A 22,002-nucleotide genomic window follows, 5' to 3' on the forward strand; every position below is an offset into this window, starting at 1 on the left:
GCCTTCTCAGCGCCGCGGAACCGTGACCGCGCCCACGTGCAGGGTGCGGCCCGCGCCGATACCCGCAGCCACCAGGGCGATGCCGAGCCCGATGAAGAGCCACGACGACGAACGGAAGCTGCCGGTCCATCCGTGCAGCAGGCCGGCCAGGAGCGGCCCGCACGCGGCCACCACATAACCGACGCCCTGTGCCATGCCCGACAGGTGCGCCGCCACGTGCGAGTCGGGCGAGCGCAGAACGATCATCGTGAGCGCCAGCGCAAAGGTGCCGCCCTGCGCGATGCCCAGCAGCACGGCCCACAGCCACACGCCGCCGAGCGGCGCGAACAGCATGGCCAGCATGGCGGCCACCGTGAGCGCGGCCAGCACCACGGCCAAGCCGCGCTGGTTGCGCAGCTTCACCGCCACGGCCGGCACCACGAGGCAGGTCACGACCTGCGTCATGACCGAGAGCGAGACCACGTAGCCCGCGGTCTCGCTGCCCAGCCCGCGTTCGCGCAGGATGGGTGCGAGCCATCCCATCACGATGTAGGCCAGCGCCGATTGCAGTCCCATGAAGAATGTGACCTGCCACGCGAGCCGGTCGCGCCACAGCCCGCGCACCGTGAAGCCCGATTCGCTGGCCACCGGCTTCAGCGGCAAGGCCTGCGGTGCCCAGATCAGCGTGACCAGCAAGGCCGGCGCGGCCCACATGGCCAGGGCGTAGGGCCAGCCGCCGCCGAGCGCATGCTCCAGCGGCACCGTGAGGCCCGCGGCGCTGGCCGCGCCGCCGCACACGGCCATGGTGTAGAGGCCCATCATCAGCGCCGCCTGCCCGGCGAAGTCGCGCTTCACGAGGCCCGAGAGCAGCACGTTCGATACTGCGATGCCGCTGCCCGCGATGGCCGAGGCCAGGAACAGCAGCGGGATGTTGCCGGTGCCGCGCAGCAGCGTGCCCACAAGGATGAGCACCATGCAGCCGAGCAGCGTGCGCTCCGTGCCGAAGCGGCGGCCGAGGCCCGGTGCCAGCGGTGCGAACACGCCCAGGCAGACGATGGGCAGCGTGGTCAGCAAGCTCGCGGCGGTGGCGGAGAGGCCGGTGGCCGCGATGATTTCGGGCAGCACCACCGACAGGCTGGCGAACACCGGGCGAAGGTTGAAGGCGATCAGCACCACGCTCGCGCCCAGCAGGATGCGGCGGCCCAGACTGCCCGCCGGCGTGGCGCGGGGCGCGGGCAAGCTGTCGGCCTCGGCGTCGATCAGCAGGTCGTCGGCGGCGTGAGATGCGCGCAGCGGCAGCGCGCTCATCGCACGGGCTCCGCGTCCTGCGCTAGCGCGTCGATCATCGGCGACATGAAATCGCGCACTGCCTCCGCGGCACGGTCGGGGTCCCGGCTGGCAATGGCTGCCACGATGGCGGTGTGCGCGGCCGTGTCGGGTTCCGGCAGGCTGGTGTCCATGGTGCTGGCGATGGTTTCCTTGATGTAGCCCGCGATGAAGCGGCAGGTTTCGGCCAGCGCGAGATTGCCGGACATGTCGACGATGGCCAGGTGAAAGGCCAGGTCGCGCTCGATGAAAGCCGCACCGCCGTCTTTCGCCTCGGGCACGCCGCGCTTTTCGAGCAGCGTCTTGAGGTTGCGCAGGTCCCTGGCGGTGTGGCGCAGCGCGGCCAGCCGTGCGGCCTCGACCTCGAGTGCGCGGCGCACCTCGAACTGGTCCCGAAGGCTCGCGCGCCGCATCTTCTGCAAGCTGAGCGAGGGGTCGAAGCCCGAGCGCACGTAGGTGCCGGAACCCTGGCGCACTTCGAGCAGGCCGCGCGAGACCAGCGTCTTGACGGCTTCGCGCACGGTGCCGCGGCTCACGCCCAGCAGCAGTGCCAACTGCGGTTCGATCGGTATGCGCGAGCCGACATGCCAGCGGCCGCCGGCAATTTCGGCCCGGATGCTGTCGGCGGCGCTGTCGGCCAGGGAGGTGCGCGGAGCTTGAAGGAGCATATGAAGAAAAAAGACCTAATTCATTGAATCATTGGACGAATTTTCGCGCATCTGGATTGTCGCAGTCGGGCAGAGGGACTTCGCACACGGCGCGTCTGCACGCAGCGCGGCTGCTGCCGGGCCGTGGCAAGCGGGATGCCTGCCGGCTATCGGCGCGTGCTTGTGCCGCTCTTCGCGATGACGCCGGCGCCGCGCACTTCGAGCTTGCGCTGGTCCACCACCTTGCCGGTGGCATCGACCAGTTCGATCACGTGGCGCCCGGGCCAGGGCAGCCATTGCGCGGTGTTGCCGCGCGCAAAGTGCTTGCCGTCGATGCGCCACTGCACGCCGCGGCCTTCGGACTCGAAACGCACGCGCTGGTGCAGCGGCGGAATGTCCGGGTCCAGCGCGATGATGGTGCCGTCCGCGGGCGCGGTGATGCGTGCGGCCGCGGCTTCGACCGGCGCGCCGCTGTTGTCGAGCGCGAACAGCGGCTGTTCCGTGCCTTGCAGGAACCAGTCGCTCCGCGTCGCCTCGAGCGGGTTGCCGTCGCCGCCGGGGCCGAATGCCACGCGGGCCTCGACCAGGCCGGGCGGCGGCCGGGGTGCGCGGCTCGGTTCCCGCGCATGCAGGAAGCGCATCACCTCGGCCCAGACCGGCGCCGCGCCGCTGGTGCCGCTCACGTCCCACATCGATGCGCCGCTCGCGTTGCCGACCCACACGCCCACCGTGTAGCGCTGCGACCAGCCCACGGCCCAGTTGTCGCGCATGTCCTTGCTGGTGCCGGTCTTCACCGCGGTCCAGAAACGCGTCGAAAGGATGCTGTCCAGGCCGAAGGTGCGCGTGCGTGCATTCGCGTCGGACAGGATGTCGCCGACGATGAAGGCAGCGCCCGCGTCGAGGATGGACGCTGCGGGGTCGACGGCCTTCTTCCCGGCGGGCGTTGGCGCGGACAGCGTGGTGGGGCCGTAGCGCCCGCCGTTGGCGAGCATGCGGTAGGCGTTGGTGAGCGACAGCAACGAGACCTCGGCGCTCCCGAGCGCGAGGCTGTAGCCGTAGTAGTCGCCGCTTTCGCGCAGCGGCAGCCCGGCCGCGCGCAGCTGGCGCGCAAACGATTCAGGCGACACCATCACCAGCGTGCGCACCGCCGGCACGTTGAGCGAAGCTGCGAGTGCCGTGCGCGCCGACACCGGCCCCTTGAACTGCCGGTCGTAGTTTTGCGGAATGTAGAGCCCGCTCGCGGTGTTGATCTGCGCCGACGAATCGTCGATCAGCGAGGCCGCGGTGAGTCGCCGCTCGGCGATGGCCTGCGCATAGAGCAGCGGCTTGAGCGTCGAGCCGGGCTGGCGCAGCGCGGTGACGGCATCGACCTCGGCCGCCTGGCTCAGCGGGCCCGACGATCCGACCCAGGCCAGCACCTCGCCGCTCGCGTTGTCGAGCACCACCAGCGCGCCGTCTTCCACATGCCGGCCGCGCAGTTCCTTCAGGTGGCGCTGCAGCGTGCCGAGCGCAAAGCGCTGCAGCGGTGCGCGCAGCGTGGTCCTGATGGCCGCATCCTTGTTTGCCACCTGCCGTGCGGATGGGACGGCAGCGCCCGCCGCTTCACCGGCTTCGCGCAACTCCCTCAGCGCACGGCGCGCCGCGTGCGGCGCGATGCCTTCGTTCGCATCGAAGGCGCGCCGCTGCACGGCGGCGCTCGTGAACATGTCGAGCGCTTCGCAATCGATCTTGCGCTCGGGCTCCATGGCGCGCATGACCTCGCAGGCACGCTGCGCCACCAGCGCGGGCTTGGCGTTGGGCGCGCGCACCAGCGCGGCGGCCACGCTGGCCTCGCGCGCGTCCAGGCCATTCGGCGCCTTGCCGAACAGCGTGCGCGAGAGCGCATCGATGCCCACGATCTCGCCGCGGAAGGGCACGGTGTTGAGGTAGGCCTCGAGGATCTGGTCCTTGCGCCAGCTGCGTTCCAGCTGTGCGGCCGCCACGGTCTGGCCGATCTTCTGCGTGAAGGTGCGTCCGCTGTTGGCGCGGCGCAGGTCTTCGTCGAGCAGGCCCGACAGCTGCATCGTGATGGTCGATGCGCCGCGCGTGCGGGTGTTCCACAAATTGCCCCAGGCAGCAGCCGATACGGCGCGCCAGTCGATGCCGCTGTGCTCGTAGAAGCGCCGGTCCTCGCTCATCACCATGGCCATGCGCAGCGCGGGCGAGACATCGGCCAGCGCCGTCCATTGGCCGCGCCGCACAGTGGCATCGGTGCGCACGCGCTGCAGCAGCTCGCCGTTGCGATCGAGCACTGCGGTATCGGACGAACGGAACTCGCGCTTCACTTCGTCGAAGCTCACGACGCCGGCCGATGCCGGCGCCGGCTGTACCCAGGCGAGGGCCGTCAGCGTTGCGGCAAGGCAACTGCGGCGGGCGGTGAAGAACGGGCGGTTCATGGAAGGCGGCGTGGATGCAGGGCGGGAATCGGCTGCGCGGGGCGCCATTCTCGGCCATGCGTCCACGGGAACTGCACCTACTTGCAGACGGGCGGGCCGCCGCCTGCGGTGGCAGCGGCTTGGCGCCAGAGTCTGCAGCACGTTCCACATCCGGTAACGAACTTCACGCCCCGGCCCCATGGCAGATACCGGACCGAGACGGAGGTGGCCTTCAATGCAGATGCCGGCTTGCGGAGGCAAGCCGCCTTTCCATAACTCCAAGGAGAAATCAAATGATGATCAAGACACTGGCTGTTCTGCTCGCCGCATCGGCTGTCCTGGCCGGCTGCGTGGTCGCACCTTACGACCGTTCGCCGCCGCCGCGTGGCCAATACTATGGCGGTGACCGAGACCGCGACGGCGTACCCAATCGGTATGACCGAGACCGCGATGGCGATGGGGTGCCCAACCGCTACGATCGCCGGCCGAACAACCCCTATCGCTGATCCACGCTCAGCGCACCTCAGGCGGGCCGGCGCGCGAGCAGGGCCCACACACCCGCCGCGCTCAGCAGCGATCCGCCTGCAAGGTTGAAACGCCGCTGTGCACGCGCAGAAGAAAGCAGCCTGCGCGCCGTGCCCGCGAACACCGCGTAGAGCGTGGCATTGAGCGCGGCCATGGCCACGAAGGTGACCGCCAGCACCCACAGCTGGCGCGTCGCGTCGGCCGTCGGACTCAGGAACTGCGGCAGGAATGCCACGAAGAACACGATGCCCTTGGGGTTCAGCGCGGTCACCAGGTAGGTGTTGGCGAACAGCCTCCATCGCGAAACCTGCGCGGCCGGTGCAGCGATTTCCGCCGGCGCGATGCCCGCCCGCAGCAGCTTGATGCCGAGATAGATCAGGTACAGGCCGCCCACCCACTTCACCACCATGAACCAGAACGCCGAGGTGGCGAGCAGCGCCCCCAGGCCCAGCAGCGACACCACCAGCGCGGTCGAATCGCCGAGCGCCACCGCGGCCACCAGCGGCACGTTGGCGCGGCGGCCGTGCGACATCGAATAGCTGATCACCGTGAGGATGGTCGGACCCGGAATGATCAAGAGCACGGCGGATGCGGCCACGAAGGCGAGCCAGAGTTCAACGGGCATGAAGAGTCTCCAAGTGGATGTTGCGTTGTTCAGGTGCCGAAGCGCTCGGCCGACCGGGCACGGGCGCGTTCGGCCTCGATGGCCCGGTCGCGCGGCTCGGCGGTGGTCACCAGCGAATCGATGAGGCGCGTTGCGCTGGCTGCCACTTCATCGACCGCGCGCTCGAAGGCTTGCTGGTTCGCCTTCGACGGCACGCTGAAGCCGCTGAGCTTGCGCACGAACTGCAGCGCGGCGGCACGGATCTCCTGCTCGGTGGCGGGAGGCTCGAAGTTGTAGAGGGTCTTGATGCTTCTGCACATGGGAACTCCATTTCATTCGAGCAGCCCGCGCTCCGCGGCCTGCGCCTGGTTCTCGAAGATCGCCATCGCGGTCTTCATTCGCCGGAAGCCGAACTTCGCGTAGAAGGGCTCCTTGCCGGCGACCGCGTACAGGATGATCTTGCGGTGTCCTTTGGAAAGATCCATGAGCCGCGAGACGATTTGCTTGCCCAGGCCGGTGCCCTGGTGGCTCGGATGCACGGCCACGTCGCAGATGTACGCGCAGTCGAGCCCGTCGGCCAGCGCGCGCCCGGCGCCCACCAGGCGGCCTTCGTTGTAGACGAAGCTCTTGAACATGCTGTTGGAAAACACGAGCTTCAGGCCGTCGGGCTGCTTGTTGCCGAGCGGTGCGGCCTGGTAGAGCCGCGAGAGCTCTTCCCAATCGATGCCTTCGAGCGAATGGCGCCATTCGAGTGTCATGGAGCGTGCCTGTTGGGTGTGCGGCCGGTCAGCCCGCGGGGTTCAACTGCAGGATGGCGTCTGCCACGGCTTCGATGCCCTGTTCCGTGAGGTCGGGTGCCGCCACCTGCTGCCGCCCGGGCCACTTCTCGAAGTGGCGCGCCTGCGAGCGTTCGTAGTGCGGATCGTAGTGAAGCGCCATGAGTTCCGCAAAGAGCTGCGGCAGGTCGCCCTCGAACGCCCATTCCTGCCAGCGCTGCACCACCGTCTTGCCCTGCATTTCCTTCAGGCGCTCCAGCTGGGCCGCGAGCCCGGCGCGGTCGTCGCCCAGGTAGGCGTAGTCGCGCAGCAGGTAGTCGAGCCGCGCGGCGGCGTCGGCCTGGATTTCGATGCAGGCCGCGGCGCGCATGTGCGCGACGAGTGGAATGGGCACCGAGAGCCGGCCGATGCGCGCGCTCTCGCCTTCGACGTAGAGCGGGCGCGAAAGATCGAGCGCCTCGAGGCAGGCCGCGATGCGGGTCTCGAACTGCTTCTGCGAGGGCTGCGGCACGCCGGGCAGGGCGCCCAGCAGCGACCCCTTGTGGCTTGCGCAATGCTCCAGGTCGAGCACCTGTTCGCCGCGCGCCGCCAGCGCCTGCAGCACCCGCGTCTTGGCGCTGCCGGTAGCGCCGCAGATCACCCGCAACTGCAGCCTGGGCACGGTGGCCTCGATCTGCGCCAGCACGTGATGGCGAAAGCTCTTGTAGCCGCCGGCAAGCTGCTGCGCGTCCCAGCCGACCAGGCGCAGCCAGGTCACCATCGAGCCGCTGCGCAGGCCCCCGCGCCAGCAATAGACGAGCGGGCGCCAGCTGGCGGGCTGATCGGCAAAGCGCTCGCGCAGGTGCCGCGCGAGGTTGGCGGCCACCATGGCGCCGCCGACGCGCCGCGCCTCGAAGGCGCCGGTCTGCTTGTAGATGGTGCCGACGATGCGGCGCTCGTCGTCGTCGAGCACCGGGCAATTGATGGCGCCCGGAATGTGGTCGAGCGCAAACTCCGAAGGCGAGCGCGCGTCGATGACGGTGTCGAACCGGTGCATGTCGCCCACGCGCGTGGGCTGGTGGCGCGGGTTGTCGTGTTCACGCATGGGCGTGCCCCAGGTTGCGCCGCAGCCGGCCGCTCGCCAGGTCGACGACGGCCACCAGCACGAACATTGCAATCAGTACGGTCATGGCCTGCTGCTGTTGGAAGATCGACAAGTGAAAGTAGAGAAGTTGCCCCAGGCCGCCGCCGCCGACGAAGCCCAGCACCGCGGCCATCCGGATGTTCATTTCCCAACGATACAGCGCATAGGCCACCCATTGCGGCAGCACGAGCGGAAGGCTGCCGTAGCCGAAGGCCGCGACCGCGCCGGCACCGCCGAGCGCCAGCGCCTGCTCGGGTTCGCGCGGCGCGTTCTCCAGGCTCTCGGCGAACAGCCGGCCGAGCACGCCGGTGGTGTGCAGCGCGAGCGCGAGCGCGCCGGCAAACGGGCCGATGCCCGCGGCCAGCACCATGAGCGCGGCCCACACCAGCTCGGGCACGCTGCGCAGGAAGTTGAGGACAAAGCGGCAGGCCTGCCGCAGCAGCAGGCCCGAGCGGCCCGACGCGGGCAGCGCGAGCAGGGCGGCGCCCACGGCCGCCAGCAGCGTGCCGAGCGCCGACACGGCCAGCGTCTGCAGCGCGCCCCACGCCGTCTTGGCAAGGAAGGCGCTCGAAAGATCCGGCGGAAAGAACTCGGCGACGAACTTGCCCATGAGGCCGATCGATTCGGCTGTGAAGAGCGCGCGGTAGTCGATGGCCAGGTAGGCGAAGCTGGCCGCCACGCCTGCGAGCACCAGCGCCGATGCGATCCAGCAGCGGATGCAGCGCGGCGGCCCGGCCAGCTTCATGCGCGCGTTCATGCCAGCAACCGCCGCAGCGCATTGCTCAGCGCATCCGCGAGCAGCACCAGCACCAGGAACACCAGCAGGATGCTGCTCGCTTCGCCGCCGTTGAGCATCTTCATCGACTGGTCCATGAGCTGGCCCAGGCCGCCCGCGCCCACGAAGCCCATGACGACCGAGGCCCTGACGGCGCACTCCCACCGGTACACCGTGTACGAGATGAGCTCCTGCCCGCAATGGGGCAACAACCCGTAGACCAGCGCGGCCAGGCGCGCGCTGCCGCTTTCCAACAACGCGCGGGCGGGCCGCGTGTCGGTCGATTCGAGCACCTCGGCGTACACCTTGCCCAGCATGCCGCCGTAGGTGATGGCCAGCGCCAGCACGCCCGCCGCGGGGCCAAGGCCGAGCGCGCGCACGAAGACCAGCGCCCAGACGATTTCCGGAATGGCGCGCAGCACCATCAGCACGGAACGCCCGGCCTGGCGCACCACGCCCGCTTGCACACGCCCCGGCCCCGGTCCGATGCGCGAGACCGAGAGCGCGCGCGTGGTCACGAAGGCGAGCGGCGCGCCGATGGCGAATGCCAGCGCCGTGCCCGCGGTGGCCATGGCCAGCGTCTCGAGCGTGGCCTTGCCCAGCATCGCCAGAAAGGCCGGCGACGTCTCGGGCGGCAGGAAGCCGGCCAGGAAGCCGCCGATCACCTGAAGGTTGCCGGGCGCGAAGAGGGCCGCGGGTGCGAAGCCCGAGAGCTGCAGCATCGGCCATGCAATCACAAGCGCGGCCAGCAGCCACACGACACGGCGCCGCGCGAGGGGATCGCGCAGCGCGTCTCGCCGCAAGGGTTGCGCGGTGGTCACAGGCAGTCCGGGCGCGGGACGGGGTGTGCGGCGCCCGTGGCGAATGGGGCGGATGCGATGGCGGGGATCGACGCGCCGCGTGCCTGCGTCGGCAGCCCGCCTTCGCTCGCATAGAGCGCCGCGAGCATCGGCTCCGTCACGTTGCCCACGGGTTCGTCGAACACCACCTGGCCGCCGCGCATGCCCACGATGCGCGGAAACCAGCGCAGCGCCAGGTCCACCGCATGCAGGGAGGCCACGAGCGTGGCGCCGGTCGATTCGCTCTGCGCCACCAGCTGCTGCAGCGTGGCGTCGGCCAGCGTCGGGTCGAGCGCGGACACGGGTTCGTCGGCCAGCATCAGCGCGGGCCGCTGGTAGAGCACGCGCGCGATGCCCACGCGCTGCAACTGTCCGCCCGAGAGGCGGTCGCAGCGGTCGAACAGCCGGTCTTCGAGCGAGAGCCGCGACAGGGCTTCGTGCGCGCCTTCCAGGTCCGAGGGGCGCAGCAGCGACGCCATCGCGCGCATCGCGCTCCATTGCCCGAGCCGGCCCGACAGCACCGCCGTGACGACGCGCAGGCGTGGCGCGATCGGCGGGCTCTGGTGCACGGTGCCGATGCGCGACCGCAGCTTGCGCAGCGCCGGTGCGGCGAGGTTCCAGGGTGCTTCGCCAAGCAGCCGCACCGTGCCTTCGCCGGGCCGCAATGCCGCGCCGAGCACGCGCAGCAGCGTGGTCTTGCCGGCACCCGAGGGGCCGATGACGGCGAGCCGCTCGCCATCGCGCGCGGCCAGCGAGACACCCTGCAGGGCCCGATGGCCGTTCGGGTGCACCAGCCCGACCTCGCCGAGCGCAAAGCTCACGCGAAGGCTCCGGCGGCGCGCCCCTGCCGCATCACTTGACCAGGCCGGCCGACTTGGCGGCGGCTTCGATGCCGTCGTAGTTCGACGACTTGGTGGCGACGAACTTGCTCGCGCGCTGCAGGTCCATGATCTCCTTCATGGCCGGGTTCGCGGGATCGAGCTTCAGGAAGGCTTCGGTGAGCTTCTTCGTGAGGGCCGGGTCCAGGCCGGGGCGCACCGTCCAGTTGTAGTCGTAGTAGGTGGGCGTGGTGGCGAGCACGCGCACCTTGGCAGCGTTCGGGTTCTTGCTTTCGACCAGCTTTTCCCAGACCGACGCGTTGAGCACGCCGGCCTCGGCGCGCGACGCAGCCACGAAAGCCACGGTGGCGTCGTGCGCGCCCGAGAACGCGACTGTCTTGAAGTCCTTCTCGGGATCGATGCCCGCCTGCATCAGGAAGTAGCGCGGCATCAGGCTGCCCGAGGTGGAAGAGGGCGCACCGAACGCGAAGGTCTTGCCCTTCAGGTCGGCCAGGGTCTTGGCGCTGCTGTCCTGCGGCACGATGAACTTGCTGGTGAACACCTCGTCTTCGGCGCGCTGCACGATCGGCACGGCGCCGCCGTTGGTGCGGATGCGGGCCTGCACGAAGGTGAAGCCGCCGAGCCAGGCCAGGTCGATCTTGTTGGTGGCCAGGCCCTCGACCACGGCGGCGTAGTCGGTCACGGGCGTGAACTGCACCTCGAGGCCGGTTTCCTTCTTCAGGTAGTCGCCCAGGGGCGTGAACTTGCGCTGCAGCTCCGTGGGGGCCTCGTCGGGAATGGCGGACACGCGCAGCACCTTGCCTTGTGCCGAGGCACCCAGGGCGAGGACGGACAGCGAAAGTGCAAGGGCAAGGCGAAAGAGGGGTTTCATGGAATGGCGCGGCAGGGCGCAAGGAGGACGGACAACCCTCGATTGTAGAAACCCGCGCCCGGGCGCCGTTCCCGGCCCGCTTCGATAATGGGCGATTGCCCCCGCTCCGAATTGCGCCATGACCGACACCCCGACGATTTCCGCTCCCGACCCGCTCAACCCGCTGGCGCCGTTGCGGCTCACCAGCTTCTCCCATGGCGGCGGATGCGGCTGCAAGATCGCGCCCGGCGTGCTGTCGGAAATATTGAAGAACAGCGGCGGCGGCCTGATTCCGCCCGAGCTGATGGTGGGCATCGAAACCGCCGACGATGCGGCCGTCTACCGCCTCAACGACAAGCAGGCGCTGATCGCGACGACCGACTTCTTCATGCCGATCGTCGACGACCCGTACGAGTTCGGCCGCATTGCCGCCACCAATGCCATCAGCGACGTGTATGCGATGGGGGGCCGGCCGATCATGGCGCTGGCGCTGGTCGCGATGCCGGTCAACCAGCTGCCGGTATCGGTCATCGGCGACATCGTGCGCGGCGGGCAGGACGTGTGCCGCGCGGCCGGCATCCCGATCGCGGGCGGGCACACCATCGATTCCGTCGAGCCGATCTACGGGCTGGTGGTGATGGGCCTGGTCGATCCGTTTCACGTCAAGCGCAACGCCGAGGCGCGCGCGGGCGACGTGCTGGTGCTGGGCAAGCCGCTGGGCGTGGGCGTGCTCTCGGCCGCGCTCAAGAAGGAGAAGCTGCCGCTCGCGGGCTACCGCCAGCTCATCGAGAACACCACGCGGCTCAATACGCCGGGCATGGCGCTGGCCACGATGCCGGGCGTGCACGCGCTCACCGATGTCACCGGCTTCGGGCTGGCCGGCCATGTGCTCGAACTCGCGCGCGGCGCCGGGCTCACCGCTGTCATCGAGTGGCCGCGCGTGCCGCTGCTGGACGGCGTGGCGGCCATGGCGGCGGACGGCTTCGTGACCGGCGCCTCGGGCCGCAACTGGGCCGGCTACGGCATGGACGTCGAGCTCGCGCCGGGCCTGCCCGCCACCGCGCAGGCGCTGCTGAGCGATCCGCAGACCTCGGGCGGGCTGCTGGTGAGCTGTGCCGCCGAATCGGCCGATGCGGTGCTGCAGGTGTTCCGCGGCGAAGGCTTTGCGCACGCCGCGGTCGTCGGCCGGATGGCGCCCGGCCCTGCGCGGCTGCGCGTCTCGGCCTGAAGACCATGAAGCCGGATGGCCCCGGCGCAGCGCGCCGCTTCGGGCCAGAATGCCATCCAGGGGAGACAGGTCGTCTTCGGCAGTCCACAACGGAGGTCGCATGATGCGCACATCGGTTCTCTTCATTCCGGCCATGGCGGCCATGGCCGTATTCGCTGCACTCGCTGCGGCCGGCGCCCAGGCCGCCGGCGTGGTCCGCTGCACCGATGCGAGCGGCGCCATCGCCTACACCGACGGTCCTTGTCCCGCGGGCAGCCGGGTCTCTCGCCAGGTGCCCCTCACCGAACCGGTGGCGGTGATTCCTTCGGCCTCCGCCGAGGCGAAGCGGCCGGCGTACACGCCGGCGCCACGCGCGGCGTTGCCGCCACCCCCCGTGGCCGGCGCCCCGCAGGGCCCGGCCATCATTCCGCGCAATGTCGACGAGCCGCGCGCGGAGGCCGAGTCGCCACCGCCGGTCTACAGCTGGGGACCGGAGCCGTACTACGACGGCGGGCGTCCCATCGTTCGTCCTCGGCACCCCCGCCCGCAGGTCGACCCGGGTCCGCCGCCGGGCCAGCGGCCGTGCCAGAACCTCGCGGGCCTCAAGCGCAGCAACTGCTGAGCTGCGGGAGCCGATGCCGCCGGGCCATTGGACCGTCTACTGTGACGGCAGCGCCATGCCGAACCCCGGCCGCATGGGAGCCGGCGCGGTCATCACCGCGCCCGACGGCACGCGCCACACCCTGTCGCAGGCGAGCCATGCGATCGGCTGCAACAACGAAGCCGAGCTCCGGGCACTGACTCTCGCGCTGGAGGACCTGAAGGCGCGCGGCGCGACTTCGGTGCTGGCCTACACCGACAACAGCATCCTCGTCGAGCAGCTCGTCGCGGCCGGTGCCCGGCCGATCGCGCGCCTGGCAAACCTCTTCGACGAGGCGCGCCTCTTGCTCGCATCGTTCGAGGAGGCGAGCCTGCGATGGGTGCCTCGGCACCGCAACTACGAGGCCGATGCACTGGCGCGCGCATCGCTGGGCTTTGCGCCCAAGCCGCCACCCAGGGCGGCCAAGAAGAAGCGCTGACGCAGGGCGCCGGGCGGGGCTTCCGGCAGACGCCATATCATCCGCGTCATGACAGAAGCCACTCCTCTCCCGCCCCTTCCCGACCACCTCTCCAGCGATCCGCGCAGCCCCCATCACGTGGCGGCCGTCTTCGAGCACGACGTCGGCATCCGCTTCAACGACAAGGAACGCCTCGACGTGGAGGAATACTGCATCAGCGAAGGCTGGATCAAGGTGCCCGCGGGCAAGACCGTGGACCGCAAGGGCAAGCCGCTTTTGATCAAGCTCAAGGGCCGGGTCGAGGCGTTCTACCGCTAAACGCGCTCACCTCCCGTGACCCCGGGGCTCGCGATCGAGCCCCGTTCCACTAACGATTTCACACAAAAAAGTCGGCGATCTTGCATCTTTAGTTGTCGTACAACGTTCTAGCAAAACGGCTCGGAATGGCAGAATTTCCGGCAACTCATCGGACATCGTATGAGTTGAAAAGTACCAAAGCGGACCACCGCTCTCAACTGGAGACAAAAGATGAAACGAAGAAACTTCGTCCTCTCGACCCTTTCGCCCCTCGCGCTGAGCGCTTGCGGGGGCGGCGGAGGAGATGGGCCCGCCTTTCCGCCGTTCCCGGTTCCCCCGCCAGCGCCTGCCCCGGAGCCGCCGCCCAGCACCGAGGTGCTGGCGCGCAAGGCGATGCGGCGCGCCGCGGGCTTCATGGACGAAACGGTGTCCTACCGCGGCGGCTACGTCTGGGCCTACCTGCCGGACCTCTCGATGCTCTGGGGCGAGATGGAAGCCCGCCGCACCATGTGCTGGATCCAGCCGCCCGGCACCCCGACGGCGGGGCATTGCATGCTCGACGCCTATCACGCGACGGGCGACGAACTCTTCTACAACGCCGCCGAACGCACGGGGCTCGCGCTGATCGAGGCGCAGCATGCGTCGGGCGGCTGGAACTACATCCACGACTTTGCCGGCGAAGCCTCGCTGCGCGAGTGGTACGCCACGGTGGGCGCCAACGGCTGGCGGCTGGAGGAGTTCCAGCACTACTACGCCAACGCCACCTTCGACGACGCGGGCACGGCGGTGTCGTCGCAGTTCATGCTGCGCATGTACCTCGAGAAAAAAGACCCGCGCTTCCTCGCGGCGCTGCAGAAGGCCATCGGCTTCGTCACGCAGGCGCAGTTCGCCGGCGGCGTGGCCGAGGGCGGCTGGCCGCAGCGCTATCCGCCGTCGCCGGACGCGATCTCCTCGATGCCGCTGCCCAATCCGCAGCAGCTGCCCGCGGGCGCCACGGCGGGCATGGAGGATGGCGACTACACGCGCCACGTCACCTTCAACGACGACGTGGCGGGCGAGAACATCAAGTTCATGCTGATGTGCGTGGTGGCGCTCGGCGACCAGAGCCTCGTGCCGTACATCACCCGCGCGATGGATTGCCTGCGCCGCATGCAGCAGCCCGGGCCGCAGGCAGGCTGGGGCTTGCAGCACCTGGCCACGGACCAGAACGGCCGCCCGGCCGGGGCGCCTGCCGGCGCGCGCAGCTACGAGCCGAGGTCGCTGGCCACGCACACCACGCAGACCAACGTGCAGCAGCTGTTCAACTATTTCCGCCTCACGGGCGATCGCGGCTACCTGGCCCGCGTGCCGGAGGCGCTCGACTGGCTGGACAGCTGCAAGCTCACCGACACCATGATCGCGGAGAACCCGCTCCTCAAGGGGCGCACGCACCCCACCTTCGTGGAGCTCGGCACCAACCAGCCGCGCTTCGTGCACCGCTATGGCTCGAACATCCACAACGGCGCCTACTACGTCGACCATGACCATCGCGCCACGCCGAGCCATTACTCGGCGGGCCGCAGCATCGACATCGCGGGCATGCGCCAGACCTACGCCCAGCTCAACGGCATGAGCGATGCGGCCATCCAGCAGATGGTTGCGGCCTCACCGCTGCGCCACGGGGAGCAAAGGCCGTTGCCGAAGTATTTCTCGATCCGGGAGGTGGACTTTGCCGACCTGTTCGCCGACCGCGTCATGACCACCCCGGCGGTGAGCGCAACCGATGCCGCGGCCGTGATGGACAAGCTCGATCCGAAGGGCTACTGGCTTGCGCCGCTGTCGGCCGTGACCAACCCATACAAGGGCGATGGCCCTTCCACGCCGTACACGGGCGATGCCTACCGCAGCAAGCACGTGGGCGATGTGTACGACACCTCGCCCTACGATCCCGCGGACCCGCCGCTGATCGAACCCTACGTGAAGAAGGAGCAGCCGCAAGCGATCACGGTGGCGAGCTTCGTGAGCAACATGGGCAAGCTCATCGCATTCACCGCGCCTGTCGTCTAATCGGCCCTACAAGGGGGCCACATCATGCAGAAAGCGCTTCGTGCCGTGCGCGGCAACATCACCACGCTGCAGGTCGATGCCATCGTCAATGCAGCGAACTCGTCGCTGCTGGGCGGTGGCGGCGTGGATGGCGCGATCCATCGCGCGGCCGGGCCCGAACTCCTGCATGAGTGCCGCCTGCTGGCGGGCTGCAAGACCGGCGAGGCCAAGCTGACCAAGGGCTACCGGCTGCCGGCCCGGTTCATCATCCACACCGTGGGCCCGGTCTGGCGCGGCGGCGCGAACGGCGAGCCCGAACTGCTCGCATCGTGCTACCGGCGGTCGATGGAAATCGCCGGGCAACACGGTGTCCGGACCCTCGCGTTTCCTTCGATCAGCACGGGCATCTACGGCTACCCGATCGAACTTGCGGCGCCCCTTGCGGTGGCCACGGTCCGGTCGGCGCTGGCCGAGAGTGGCAGCGTTCAGGAGGTCACGTTCTGCTGCTTCTCGGACGCGGACCTTGCGGTGTACGAGGCAGCGCTCGCGGGGCCTGCCTAGCAAGCCCCGGCCAGCCTTACTTCGCGGCTTCCACCTTCACCCGCGCATTCGGCGTCTCGCCGAACATTTCCGGCGCATACATCGCCTCCACGCGGCTCGGCGGCAGCGCGAAGTCGCCGGCGTTGTTCAGGCGCACGGTGTACTCGACCTTGACCACGCCCTTGGGCAGGTATTCGTAGTAGCTGCGGAAGGCCTCGAAGCTGCGCTCCTCGAACGCCGGCCAGCCGGCGCCCGACTTCTTTTCGCCTTGCGTGGCAATCTGCGAGTCGCGGCCCAGGCCGCTGCCCAGGATGGTGGCGCCGGCCGGAATCGGGTCGCTCACCACCACCCAGGTCATGTCCGCGCTGGCGTTCACCTCGACGGTCACGCGCAGCACGTCGCCGCGCGTGTACTTGCCCGCGGTGGCCTGCTCGACCGGCGTGATGGTCTTCTTGATCGCGTAGCCGGCGGCGAACGGCGCCTTCAGCTGCACCGCGGCAATCGACTGCATCGTGAGCCACGGCTTGCCGGTGCCTTGCTGCGTGACCAGCAGCGTGTCGCGCACCGGCGCACCCGAGGGCGATGCGGCCCAGGGCAGGAACATGGTGTTGTTGGCCAGGTTGCCGGGCGAGGCGGGCGCGCCGAAGAAGGTGGTCTGGTTCGGTGCACCGGCCGGGTCGGTGGTCTTCACGCGCACGACGTTGCGCCAGTCGACCTGTGCCTTCACCGCACCCAGCGTGGCGGCAGTGACGCCGGCCACCGGTGTGCTCTCGAAAACCTTGGAGAACTTCTCGAGCGCGAGCCCGCCCCACAGGTTGGCGGTGGTGGTGTGCCAGGCGCCGTTCTGCTGGCGGCCGATGAAGCCGCTGGCGAGCTTGCCGATGTCGTCCTTCCAGGCCGGGTCGTCCATCACGCTGAGCAAAAGACGCGCGGTGTTGACGTCGCCGTTGGTCATGAGCCACCACCAGTAGTCGTCCTGCTCGGTGCTGAAGACCAGCCTGGTGCCCTGGTAAGACAGGCGCGCCTTCAGCACGTTGCTGGCTTCGTCCAGCCGCTGCTGGCGCTGCGGCACGTCCTGCACGCGCTTCAGGATGTTGAGCCAGTCGATCACCGCGGAGGTGGGCCACTGGTTCGGCGCAATGGTGATGCTGCCGAGCATGCTGCCCTTGGCCGCGCCATAGCGCGACAGGGCCTCGAGCGCGGCGAGCTTGCGCACGTCCAGGTCCTTGCGCGGGCTCCAGAACTCGCGCTGGATCCGGCCTTCGACAAAGGCGATGAGGCCCGATTGCATCGGCGCACGCGCTTCGTCGGGCAGCGCGAAGGCCGGGTTCAGGGCCGCCGCCTCGTGCGTGGCCGCGAGCAGGTAGGAGGTCAGGATGTCGCTGCCGCGGTTGGACTCACCGTCGCGCGGCGGAAAGTAGTTTGCCAGGCCGTCGCTGTCCAGGTAGGTGGGCAGCTGGGCCAGCACGCCCTGCCACATCTTCGCGTCGCGCAGGCCGACCGACTTGCTGGTCTTCTGTTCGAGGCAGGCGAAGGGGTAGTTGGCGAACCAGTCGCGCACGCCCGGCAGGCCTTCGGCGAGCCTGGGTTGCAGCGAAAGCTTCAGGCCGCCGCGGCCGGGCAGGGCGTCGGCGGGCGGTGCCACGTCGAGCGTGAAAGGCCCGTCGACCTGCACCAGCGTGGCCTGCTGCACCGTGAGCGGCACCGAGGGCACGATGCGCTGGCGCACCTTGAGCGCGTCGCGTGCGCCGCCGAGCGTGTCCCGGGCTTCGATCTCCCAGAGGATGGCTTCGGCGCGCGTTTGCGCAAGCTGTGCGGGCGCTGTCACCATCCAGGCGACTTCGCGCGCCTCGCCGGCGGGGATGTCCACTGTCTGCGTCTCCAGCGTGAGCAGCGTGGCGCGCGGCGTGGCTTCCACCTTCATCGGTTTCTGCGTGGTGTTGCGCAGCGTGATTTGTGCGCGGAACTGGTCGTCCTCGCGCACCAGCGGCGGCAGGCCGCTGATGATCTGCAGGTCCTGCGTGGCCTGGATGGTGGCCTGGCCGGTGCCGAACAGGCTGGTGCCCGAATCGGCCACGGCCACGATCCTGAAGGTGGTGAGTGCATCGTTGAGCGGCACCGTCACCACGGCCTGGCCATTGGCGTCGAGCACCACCTTCGGGTTCCACAGCAAGAGCGTGTCGAGCAGCTCGCGCGTCTGCCCCTTGCCGCCGCCGCCGCCCGCGGGCACGGCCTTGCGCCCGTAGTGGCGCCGGCCGACGATTTCCATCTGCGCGGTGGAGGTGGAAACGCCCCAGCTGCGCCGCTGCAGCATCGCGTTGAGCAGGTTCCAGCTGTCGTTGGGCATCAGCTCCAGCAGGGCTTGGTCGACCGCGGCCAAGGCCACTTCGGCACCGGCCGCGGGCTTGCCGTCGGGCAGCTTGGCGGAGATGGTGACCTGCGCCTTGCCGCGCACCGGGTAGCTGGGCTTGTCGCTGGTCACGGTCACGTCGATCTGGTGTGCGCGCGTGCCGACGCGGATCTCGGCCATGCCGAGGCGGTAGGCGGGCTTGCTCAGGTCGACCATCGCGGTCGGTGCGACGTATTCCTTGCCTTCGTACCAGAAGGCGGTCCACCACTCGCGCGGTGCCTTGAAGCCCCAGGTGAAGAAGCTGTACCACGGCACTTCGCGCAGGCGGCCGCGCAGCGCGAGCACGCTCACGTAGGCGTTCGGCCCCCACTCGGGTTTGACCTGCAGGCTCACGGTCGGGTCCTTGCCGTCGAGCTGCACCACCTGGGTCTCGATGATGCCCTCGCGTTCGACCGACACCAGCGCGGTGGCAAAGCGGAACGGGCTGCGCACCTGGAACTTGGCCGTCTCGCCGGGCTGGTAGCTCTTTTTCTCGGGCAGCACGTCGATGCGGTCGTTGTCCTCGCCGCCGAACCAGAGTTCGCCCTGTTTGGTCACATAGACCGAGCTGGCGGCGCGGCTGTCGCGGCCTTCGCTGTCGGTGGCGCTGGCCACCAGCTCGACCTCGCCGGGTTCCTTCAGTTCGGACTCGCACAGCAGCAGGCCGCGTGCGTCGCTCTTGCCGCTGCAGACGGTGCCGATGTCCTTGGTCTCGGTCTTGTTGTCGTAGGTGTAGAAGCCGCCCACCATGCGCTTGCGGCTGGTGGTGGTGATGCGTGCCACGGCGCGCACGTTGAGCGTGACGCCGGCCTGGGGCTTGCCCGACAGGTCGAGCGCGAGCGCCTGGTACTTCAGCTTCTGGCTCGTCGACACCCAGCCCTCGGTCTTGATGCCCGCGATGACGGAGGCGGGCCACAGCGTCTGCGTGCTGCGGATCGTCTGCACCTCGCCGTTCGGGTCGGCATAGGTGGCCTCGAGCAGCAGCTCGCGCGCCGCCTTGACCTTGGGCACCTTGTCGATCGTGACCTTGCCGGCGCCGTCCTTGTTGAGCGTGAGCGGCAGCTTGTCTGCGATCACGCGGGTGTCGCTGGCGCTGTTGATGTCTTCCTCGCTGCCCGCGGTGTCGGCGGCGGTGGTGGCCGCCTGCGCGCCGTCGGCCTGCACGCGCGGCGGGTTGAAGCTGAAGGCGTCATGGTCGGCAAAGGCCAGGCTCTTGCCGCGAACCATGGCCGAGACGCGCACCGGCAGGTTGGCGGCGCCGCCGCCGGCCACGTAGTTGATCTGCACATCGGCCGGCACCGCAGTCGCGGCCACCAGCGGCTTCTTGTCGGTGGGCGCGATGCGGCCTTCGAGCACCGGCAGGCGGAACTCCTCGACGCGGAACTGGCCGGTCGGGAAGCTGCGGTTGACATCGCTGTCGCCGCCTTCGCCTTCGGATTCGCCGCTGTCCGCGTCCTTGCCCTTGCCGTTGCGCAGCATCACTTCATACACGCCGAGCTTCGCGGCCGGCGGTATGGGAAAGGTGTTCTCGGCGCTCAGGCCGCCGGTCGGCGTCTTGCGCCAGGCCAGCGGTTGCGTGAAGCGCTGGCCGCTGCCCGTGTGGGTCACGACCAGCGTGTCCGGCCGGTTCTCGGGCAGGCCGAAACCCTTGCTGGTCTGGGTGCGGATCAGGTGCTTCATCGACACCGTTTCCCCGGCGCGCAGCAGGGTGCGGTCGAAGATGGTGTGGGCCACGCGGTCGGGCTCGGCCTGCAGGTTGGTGGGCACGTTGAAGCGCCAGGGCTCGATGCCGCGCTGCCAGTCGCTCCAGGTGAAGGCCAGGTCCTCCACGCCCTTTTCGTCCTTGGCGCGCGCGCTGACGAACCACGCGCCGCTGTTGTATTCGTCGGGGCCGTTGCAGCTGGGCGCCTCGGGCGAGATGCCCGCGAGCCTGACGATGCCGTTGGCATCGGTGGTGCCGCTGGCCACGGCCTTGCCGTCGCAGCCCGACACGCGCACCTCGGCACCCGCCACCACCTTGCCCTTGTCGAGCGTGGTGACCCAGGCCATCGAGTTCTCGCGGCCGAGCTTGAAGTGCACGGCCAGGTTGGTGGCCAGCGCGGTGGTGCGCACGAACATCGTGCGGCCGGCGCCGTAGCGCTCGTCGAGCAGCGCGTCGCCGAGCTTCTGCGAGGCGATCTCGAGCACGTGGAAACCGGGCGTGAGCGGGATGCCGATGACTTCGAAGGGCCGCGGATCGCCGCTCTCGGCCTTGGGCATGTCGAGCGTCTTCACGCCCGGCTGGCCCGCCAGCAGGGAGAGCATGCGGGTCTGCAGGCTGGTGCGGTCGTCCTTGTCGATGACCGGCGGCAGCGTGCCCTTGATGTCCTTGCGCGCCACGTCGCGCGAGACGGTGTAGTTGTCGTAGCGGCGCACCTTGCGGAACCACGCGATGATCTCGGCGTCGGTCTTCGGGTTCATGTCGCTGACCTTGCCGGGCGTGAGCGCCTGCACCATGAGTGCGGGCTCCACGCGGCGCACGGTCACCGGCATCATGGCCGGCGTTCCGGGTTCGGCCAGCCGCTCGACCACGCCGAAAGGCGAGGCCGCGAACTTGGCCAGCGGCGGCATGGCGCCGGTCGCCACCTTCAGCGGAAAGGTGCCGGGCGAGGCCAGCGGCCGGCCCGAGGCGTCCTCGAACCTGGCGGGCAGCTCGATGGTGAACCTGGTGTCCTCCGGGAATGGCGGCGCGAAGCTGGCCGAGCTGACCACGTCGTCTTCGCTGGGCTTGCCGCCGTCGTTCTCGAGCGTTGCAGCCACCGTCTTGTTGCCGCCCTTGAGCTGGATCTGCGCCGCCAGCTTGCGCGTGACCGGCGCATTGAACTGCAGCTGCATCGGCCGCAGCGGCAGGCAGGCGGCCTGCGCGTTCTCGCGTTCGCAGCTGAACGAGACAGCGAACGGCTCGCGCACCTGGAAGCCCAGGCGGCGCTCCACCTTGTTGATCACGCCCGAGGGCGTCGCCACGCCCTTGCCGTAGACGATCTGCACCTTGCTGCCCGGCGTGAGCGTGCGGTTGCATTGCAGCGCAATGAAGCGCAGCGGGTCCTTGGCGGCTTCCTTGTCGCGGCCAAAGGCCTTGAGAAGGCCCGTGCGCTGCTCGCCTTCGAGCAGCCTGACGGGAATGCGCTCGCCCATGCCCTCGGCGGCGCACCAGACGTTCTGGCGCACGCTCTCCACGGTGGCCGCGCCATTGAGCTCGAGCACGAACATCTGCTGCTCGTCGATCCGCTCGTAGCTGCCGGGCATGAAGTTGCGCACGAACGGCCCGCCGCTATTGAACTGATAGCGCTCGGGTCCGGTCAGCTCGCCGGATGCGGGCTTGAAGGTGGAGACACGCGTGACGGTGCAGCGCACGCCGGGCGGCAGGTCGTTCTCGAAGTCGTGGACCCAGGTTTTCGCGTCGGTCCAGCGGCCCGTGCCCTTGCCGGCTTGCGCGTCGGAGCAGCTCACGGCGAGCGGCGCGGGCGCCTTCGGGTCACCGAAGTTGACGGCCGGCTGGTCGAACTTGGCGACGACCTGGCGCACGCGGGCCACTTCGCCCTGCGGCGCCAGGCTGGTGATCTGGAGGGCATGGCCGGGCGCGGCACAAAAGGCACTGCCGGCCAGGAGCAGTGCTGGAATGATTCTTTTCAATTTTTTTCTCCACCTTGAAGCACGCGCAGCGTAGCCGATTTGCAAGGCGCTTCGAATGTGACAGGCGCCATATGCCTCGCCGCGACTTCATACAATCGGCACCGTCGTGCGTGCGCC

At 69.3% G+C, this 22,002-nt stretch carries 19 protein-coding genes; 7 read left to right on the forward strand and 12 right to left on the reverse strand.

What is annotated here, in order from left to right; genetic code table 11:
* Positions 1–6: 6 nt before the first annotated feature.
* The 3 genes from ABID97_RS08055 to pbpC all read right to left on the reverse strand — a co-directional run bounded on the left by ABID97_RS08055 (position 7) and on the right by pbpC (position 4,387).
* Positions 7–1,287, reverse strand: a complete 1,281-nt coding sequence (locus ABID97_RS08055; protein WP_354398002.1) for a CynX/NimT family MFS transporter — start codon at positions 1,285–1,287, stop codon at positions 7–9.
* The gene (locus tag ABID97_RS08060; RefSeq protein ID WP_354398003.1) at positions 1,284–1,973 is read right to left on the reverse strand and encodes a FadR/GntR family transcriptional regulator; all 690 of its coding nucleotides are present in this window, start codon (positions 1,971–1,973) and stop codon (positions 1,284–1,286) included. Before ABID97_RS08060 ends, ABID97_RS08055 begins: the two co-directional genes overlap by 4 nt.
* 146 nt (positions 1,974–2,119) lie before the next feature.
* A complete protein-coding gene (gene pbpC, locus ABID97_RS08065) occupies positions 2,120–4,387 on the reverse strand; it encodes a penicillin-binding protein 1C (protein WP_354398004.1) in 2,268 nt (755 codons plus the stop codon).
* 275 nt (positions 4,388–4,662) lie between these two features.
* On the opposite strand from pbpC, the gene ABID97_RS08070 reads away from it, so the two are divergent.
* Positions 4,663–4,872 (forward strand): thrombospondin type 3 repeat-containing protein, encoded by a 210-nt coding sequence (locus ABID97_RS08070; protein ID WP_354401699.1) that lies wholly within the window; start codon positions 4,663–4,665, stop codon positions 4,870–4,872.
* 17 nt (positions 4,873–4,889) lie between these two features.
* Here ABID97_RS08070 and ABID97_RS08075 read toward each other — a convergent pair whose 3' ends face one another.
* From ABID97_RS08075 to ABID97_RS08110, 8 genes are read right to left on the reverse strand one after another with little or no spacing between them, the layout of a single operon-like run.
* Complete coding sequence (locus ABID97_RS08075) at positions 4,890–5,516, reverse strand: LysE family translocator (protein WP_354398005.1); 627 nt, start codon at positions 5,514–5,516, stop codon at positions 4,890–4,892.
* A gap of 29 nt (positions 5,517–5,545) precedes the next feature.
* On the reverse strand, positions 5,546–5,815 hold the full coding sequence (locus ABID97_RS08080; protein WP_354398006.1) for a DUF2277 domain-containing protein: 270 nt from the start codon (positions 5,813–5,815) through the stop codon (positions 5,546–5,548).
* A 12-nt stretch (positions 5,816–5,827) separates the two neighbouring features.
* Positions 5,828–6,253 carry a GNAT family N-acetyltransferase gene (locus ABID97_RS08085; protein ID WP_354398007.1) on the reverse strand — a complete coding sequence of 142 codons (426 nt, stop codon included), beginning with the start codon at positions 6,251–6,253 and terminating at the stop codon, positions 5,828–5,830.
* A gap of 28 nt (positions 6,254–6,281) precedes the next feature.
* Positions 6,282–7,355: a tRNA 2-selenouridine(34) synthase MnmH gene (gene mnmH, locus ABID97_RS08090; protein WP_354398009.1), complete on the reverse strand. Its 1,074-nt coding sequence runs from the start codon at positions 7,353–7,355 to the stop codon at positions 6,282–6,284.
* Positions 7,348–8,151 carry a phosphonate ABC transporter, permease protein PhnE gene (gene phnE, locus ABID97_RS08095; RefSeq protein WP_354398010.1) on the reverse strand — a complete coding sequence of 268 codons (804 nt, stop codon included), beginning with the start codon at positions 8,149–8,151 and terminating at the stop codon, positions 7,348–7,350. The genes mnmH and phnE overlap by 8 nt, the downstream gene beginning before the upstream one ends.
* Positions 8,148–8,990: a PhnE/PtxC family ABC transporter permease gene (locus ABID97_RS08100; RefSeq protein WP_354398011.1), complete on the reverse strand. Its 843-nt coding sequence runs from the start codon at positions 8,988–8,990 to the stop codon at positions 8,148–8,150. The genes phnE and ABID97_RS08100 overlap by 4 nt, the downstream gene beginning before the upstream one ends.
* The gene (locus ABID97_RS08105) at positions 8,987–9,829 is read right to left on the reverse strand and encodes a phosphonate ABC transporter ATP-binding protein (protein WP_354398012.1); all 843 of its coding nucleotides are present in this window, start codon (positions 9,827–9,829) and stop codon (positions 8,987–8,989) included. The genes ABID97_RS08100 and ABID97_RS08105 overlap by 4 nt, the downstream gene beginning before the upstream one ends.
* 31 nt (positions 9,830–9,860) lie before the next feature.
* Complete coding sequence (locus ABID97_RS08110; protein ID WP_354398013.1) at positions 9,861–10,718, reverse strand: putative selenate ABC transporter substrate-binding protein; 858 nt, start codon at positions 10,716–10,718, stop codon at positions 9,861–9,863.
* 118 nt (positions 10,719–10,836) lie between these two features.
* Between ABID97_RS08110 and selD the strand changes: the two genes are divergently transcribed.
* From selD to ABID97_RS08140, 6 genes are all read left to right on the forward strand, one after another.
* The gene (gene selD, locus ABID97_RS08115) at positions 10,837–11,925 is read left to right on the forward strand and encodes a selenide, water dikinase SelD (RefSeq protein ID WP_354398014.1); all 1,089 of its coding nucleotides are present in this window, start codon (positions 10,837–10,839) and stop codon (positions 11,923–11,925) included.
* 103 nt (positions 11,926–12,028) lie between these two features.
* On the forward strand, positions 12,029–12,526 hold the full coding sequence (locus ABID97_RS08120; protein WP_354398015.1) for a DUF4124 domain-containing protein: 498 nt from the start codon (positions 12,029–12,031) through the stop codon (positions 12,524–12,526).
* 13 nt (positions 12,527–12,539) lie between these two features.
* A complete protein-coding gene (locus ABID97_RS08125) occupies positions 12,540–12,983 on the forward strand; it encodes a ribonuclease HI family protein (protein WP_354398016.1) in 444 nt (147 codons plus the stop codon).
* A gap of 48 nt (positions 12,984–13,031) precedes the next feature.
* Entirely contained in the window at positions 13,032–13,280 is a 249-nt protein-coding gene (locus ABID97_RS08130) for a DUF3297 family protein (RefSeq protein WP_354398017.1), read from the forward strand.
* 210 nt (positions 13,281–13,490) lie between these two features.
* A complete protein-coding gene (locus tag ABID97_RS08135; RefSeq protein ID WP_354398018.1) occupies positions 13,491–15,305 on the forward strand; it encodes a pectate lyase in 1,815 nt (604 codons plus the stop codon).
* A 24-nt stretch (positions 15,306–15,329) separates the two neighbouring features.
* Positions 15,330–15,845 carry an O-acetyl-ADP-ribose deacetylase gene (locus ABID97_RS08140; RefSeq protein WP_354398019.1) on the forward strand — a complete coding sequence of 172 codons (516 nt, stop codon included), beginning with the start codon at positions 15,330–15,332 and terminating at the stop codon, positions 15,843–15,845.
* Between the two features lie 16 nt (positions 15,846–15,861).
* Here the strand turns inward: ABID97_RS08140 and ABID97_RS08145 are convergent, their stop codons facing one another.
* Positions 15,862–21,885 carry an alpha-2-macroglobulin family protein gene (locus tag ABID97_RS08145; RefSeq protein ID WP_354398020.1) on the reverse strand — a complete coding sequence of 2,008 codons (6,024 nt, stop codon included), beginning with the start codon at positions 21,883–21,885 and terminating at the stop codon, positions 15,862–15,864.
* Between the last annotated feature and the right edge of the window lie 117 nt (positions 21,886–22,002).

Source organism: Variovorax sp. OAS795, from assembly GCF_040546685.1.
GTDB lineage: Bacteria > Pseudomonadota > Gammaproteobacteria > Burkholderiales > Burkholderiaceae_C > Variovorax.

What these genes read in the sequence shown, in the direction of transcription:
- ABID97_RS08055 (WP_354398002.1), bottom strand. Translation starts at nt 1,287, where the DNA reads ATGAGCGCGCTGCCGCTGCGCGCATCTCACGCCGCCGACGACCTGCTG.
- ABID97_RS08060 (WP_354398003.1), bottom strand. Translation starts at nt 1,973, where the DNA reads ATGCTCCTTCAAGCTCCGCGCACCTCCCTGGCCGACAGCGCCGCCGAC.
- pbpC (WP_354398004.1), bottom strand. Translation starts at nt 4,387, where the DNA reads ATGAACCGCCCGTTCTTCACCGCCCGCCGCAGTTGCCTTGCCGCAACG.
- ABID97_RS08070 (WP_354401699.1), top strand. Translation starts at nt 4,663, where the DNA reads ATGATCAAGACACTGGCTGTTCTGCTCGCCGCATCGGCTGTCCTGGCC.
- ABID97_RS08075 (WP_354398005.1), bottom strand. Translation starts at nt 5,516, where the DNA reads ATGCCCGTTGAACTCTGGCTCGCCTTCGTGGCCGCATCCGCCGTGCTC.
- ABID97_RS08080 (WP_354398006.1), bottom strand. Translation starts at nt 5,815, where the DNA reads ATGTGCAGAAGCATCAAGACCCTCTACAACTTCGAGCCTCCCGCCACC.
- ABID97_RS08085 (WP_354398007.1), bottom strand. Translation starts at nt 6,253, where the DNA reads ATGACACTCGAATGGCGCCATTCGCTCGAAGGCATCGATTGGGAAGAG.
- mnmH (WP_354398009.1), bottom strand. Translation starts at nt 7,355, where the DNA reads ATGCGTGAACACGACAACCCGCGCCACCAGCCCACGCGCGTGGGCGAC.
- phnE (WP_354398010.1), bottom strand. Translation starts at nt 8,151, where the DNA reads ATGAACGCGCGCATGAAGCTGGCCGGGCCGCCGCGCTGCATCCGCTGC.
- ABID97_RS08110 (WP_354398013.1), bottom strand. Translation starts at nt 10,718, where the DNA reads ATGAAACCCCTCTTTCGCCTTGCCCTTGCACTTTCGCTGTCCGTCCTC.
- selD (WP_354398014.1), top strand. Translation starts at nt 10,837, where the DNA reads ATGACCGACACCCCGACGATTTCCGCTCCCGACCCGCTCAACCCGCTG.
- ABID97_RS08120 (WP_354398015.1), top strand. Translation starts at nt 12,029, where the DNA reads ATGCGCACATCGGTTCTCTTCATTCCGGCCATGGCGGCCATGGCCGTA.
- ABID97_RS08125 (WP_354398016.1), top strand. Translation starts at nt 12,540, where the DNA reads ATGCCGCCGGGCCATTGGACCGTCTACTGTGACGGCAGCGCCATGCCG.
- ABID97_RS08130 (WP_354398017.1), top strand. Translation starts at nt 13,032, where the DNA reads ATGACAGAAGCCACTCCTCTCCCGCCCCTTCCCGACCACCTCTCCAGC.
- ABID97_RS08135 (WP_354398018.1), top strand. Translation starts at nt 13,491, where the DNA reads ATGAAACGAAGAAACTTCGTCCTCTCGACCCTTTCGCCCCTCGCGCTG.
- ABID97_RS08140 (WP_354398019.1), top strand. Translation starts at nt 15,330, where the DNA reads ATGCAGAAAGCGCTTCGTGCCGTGCGCGGCAACATCACCACGCTGCAG.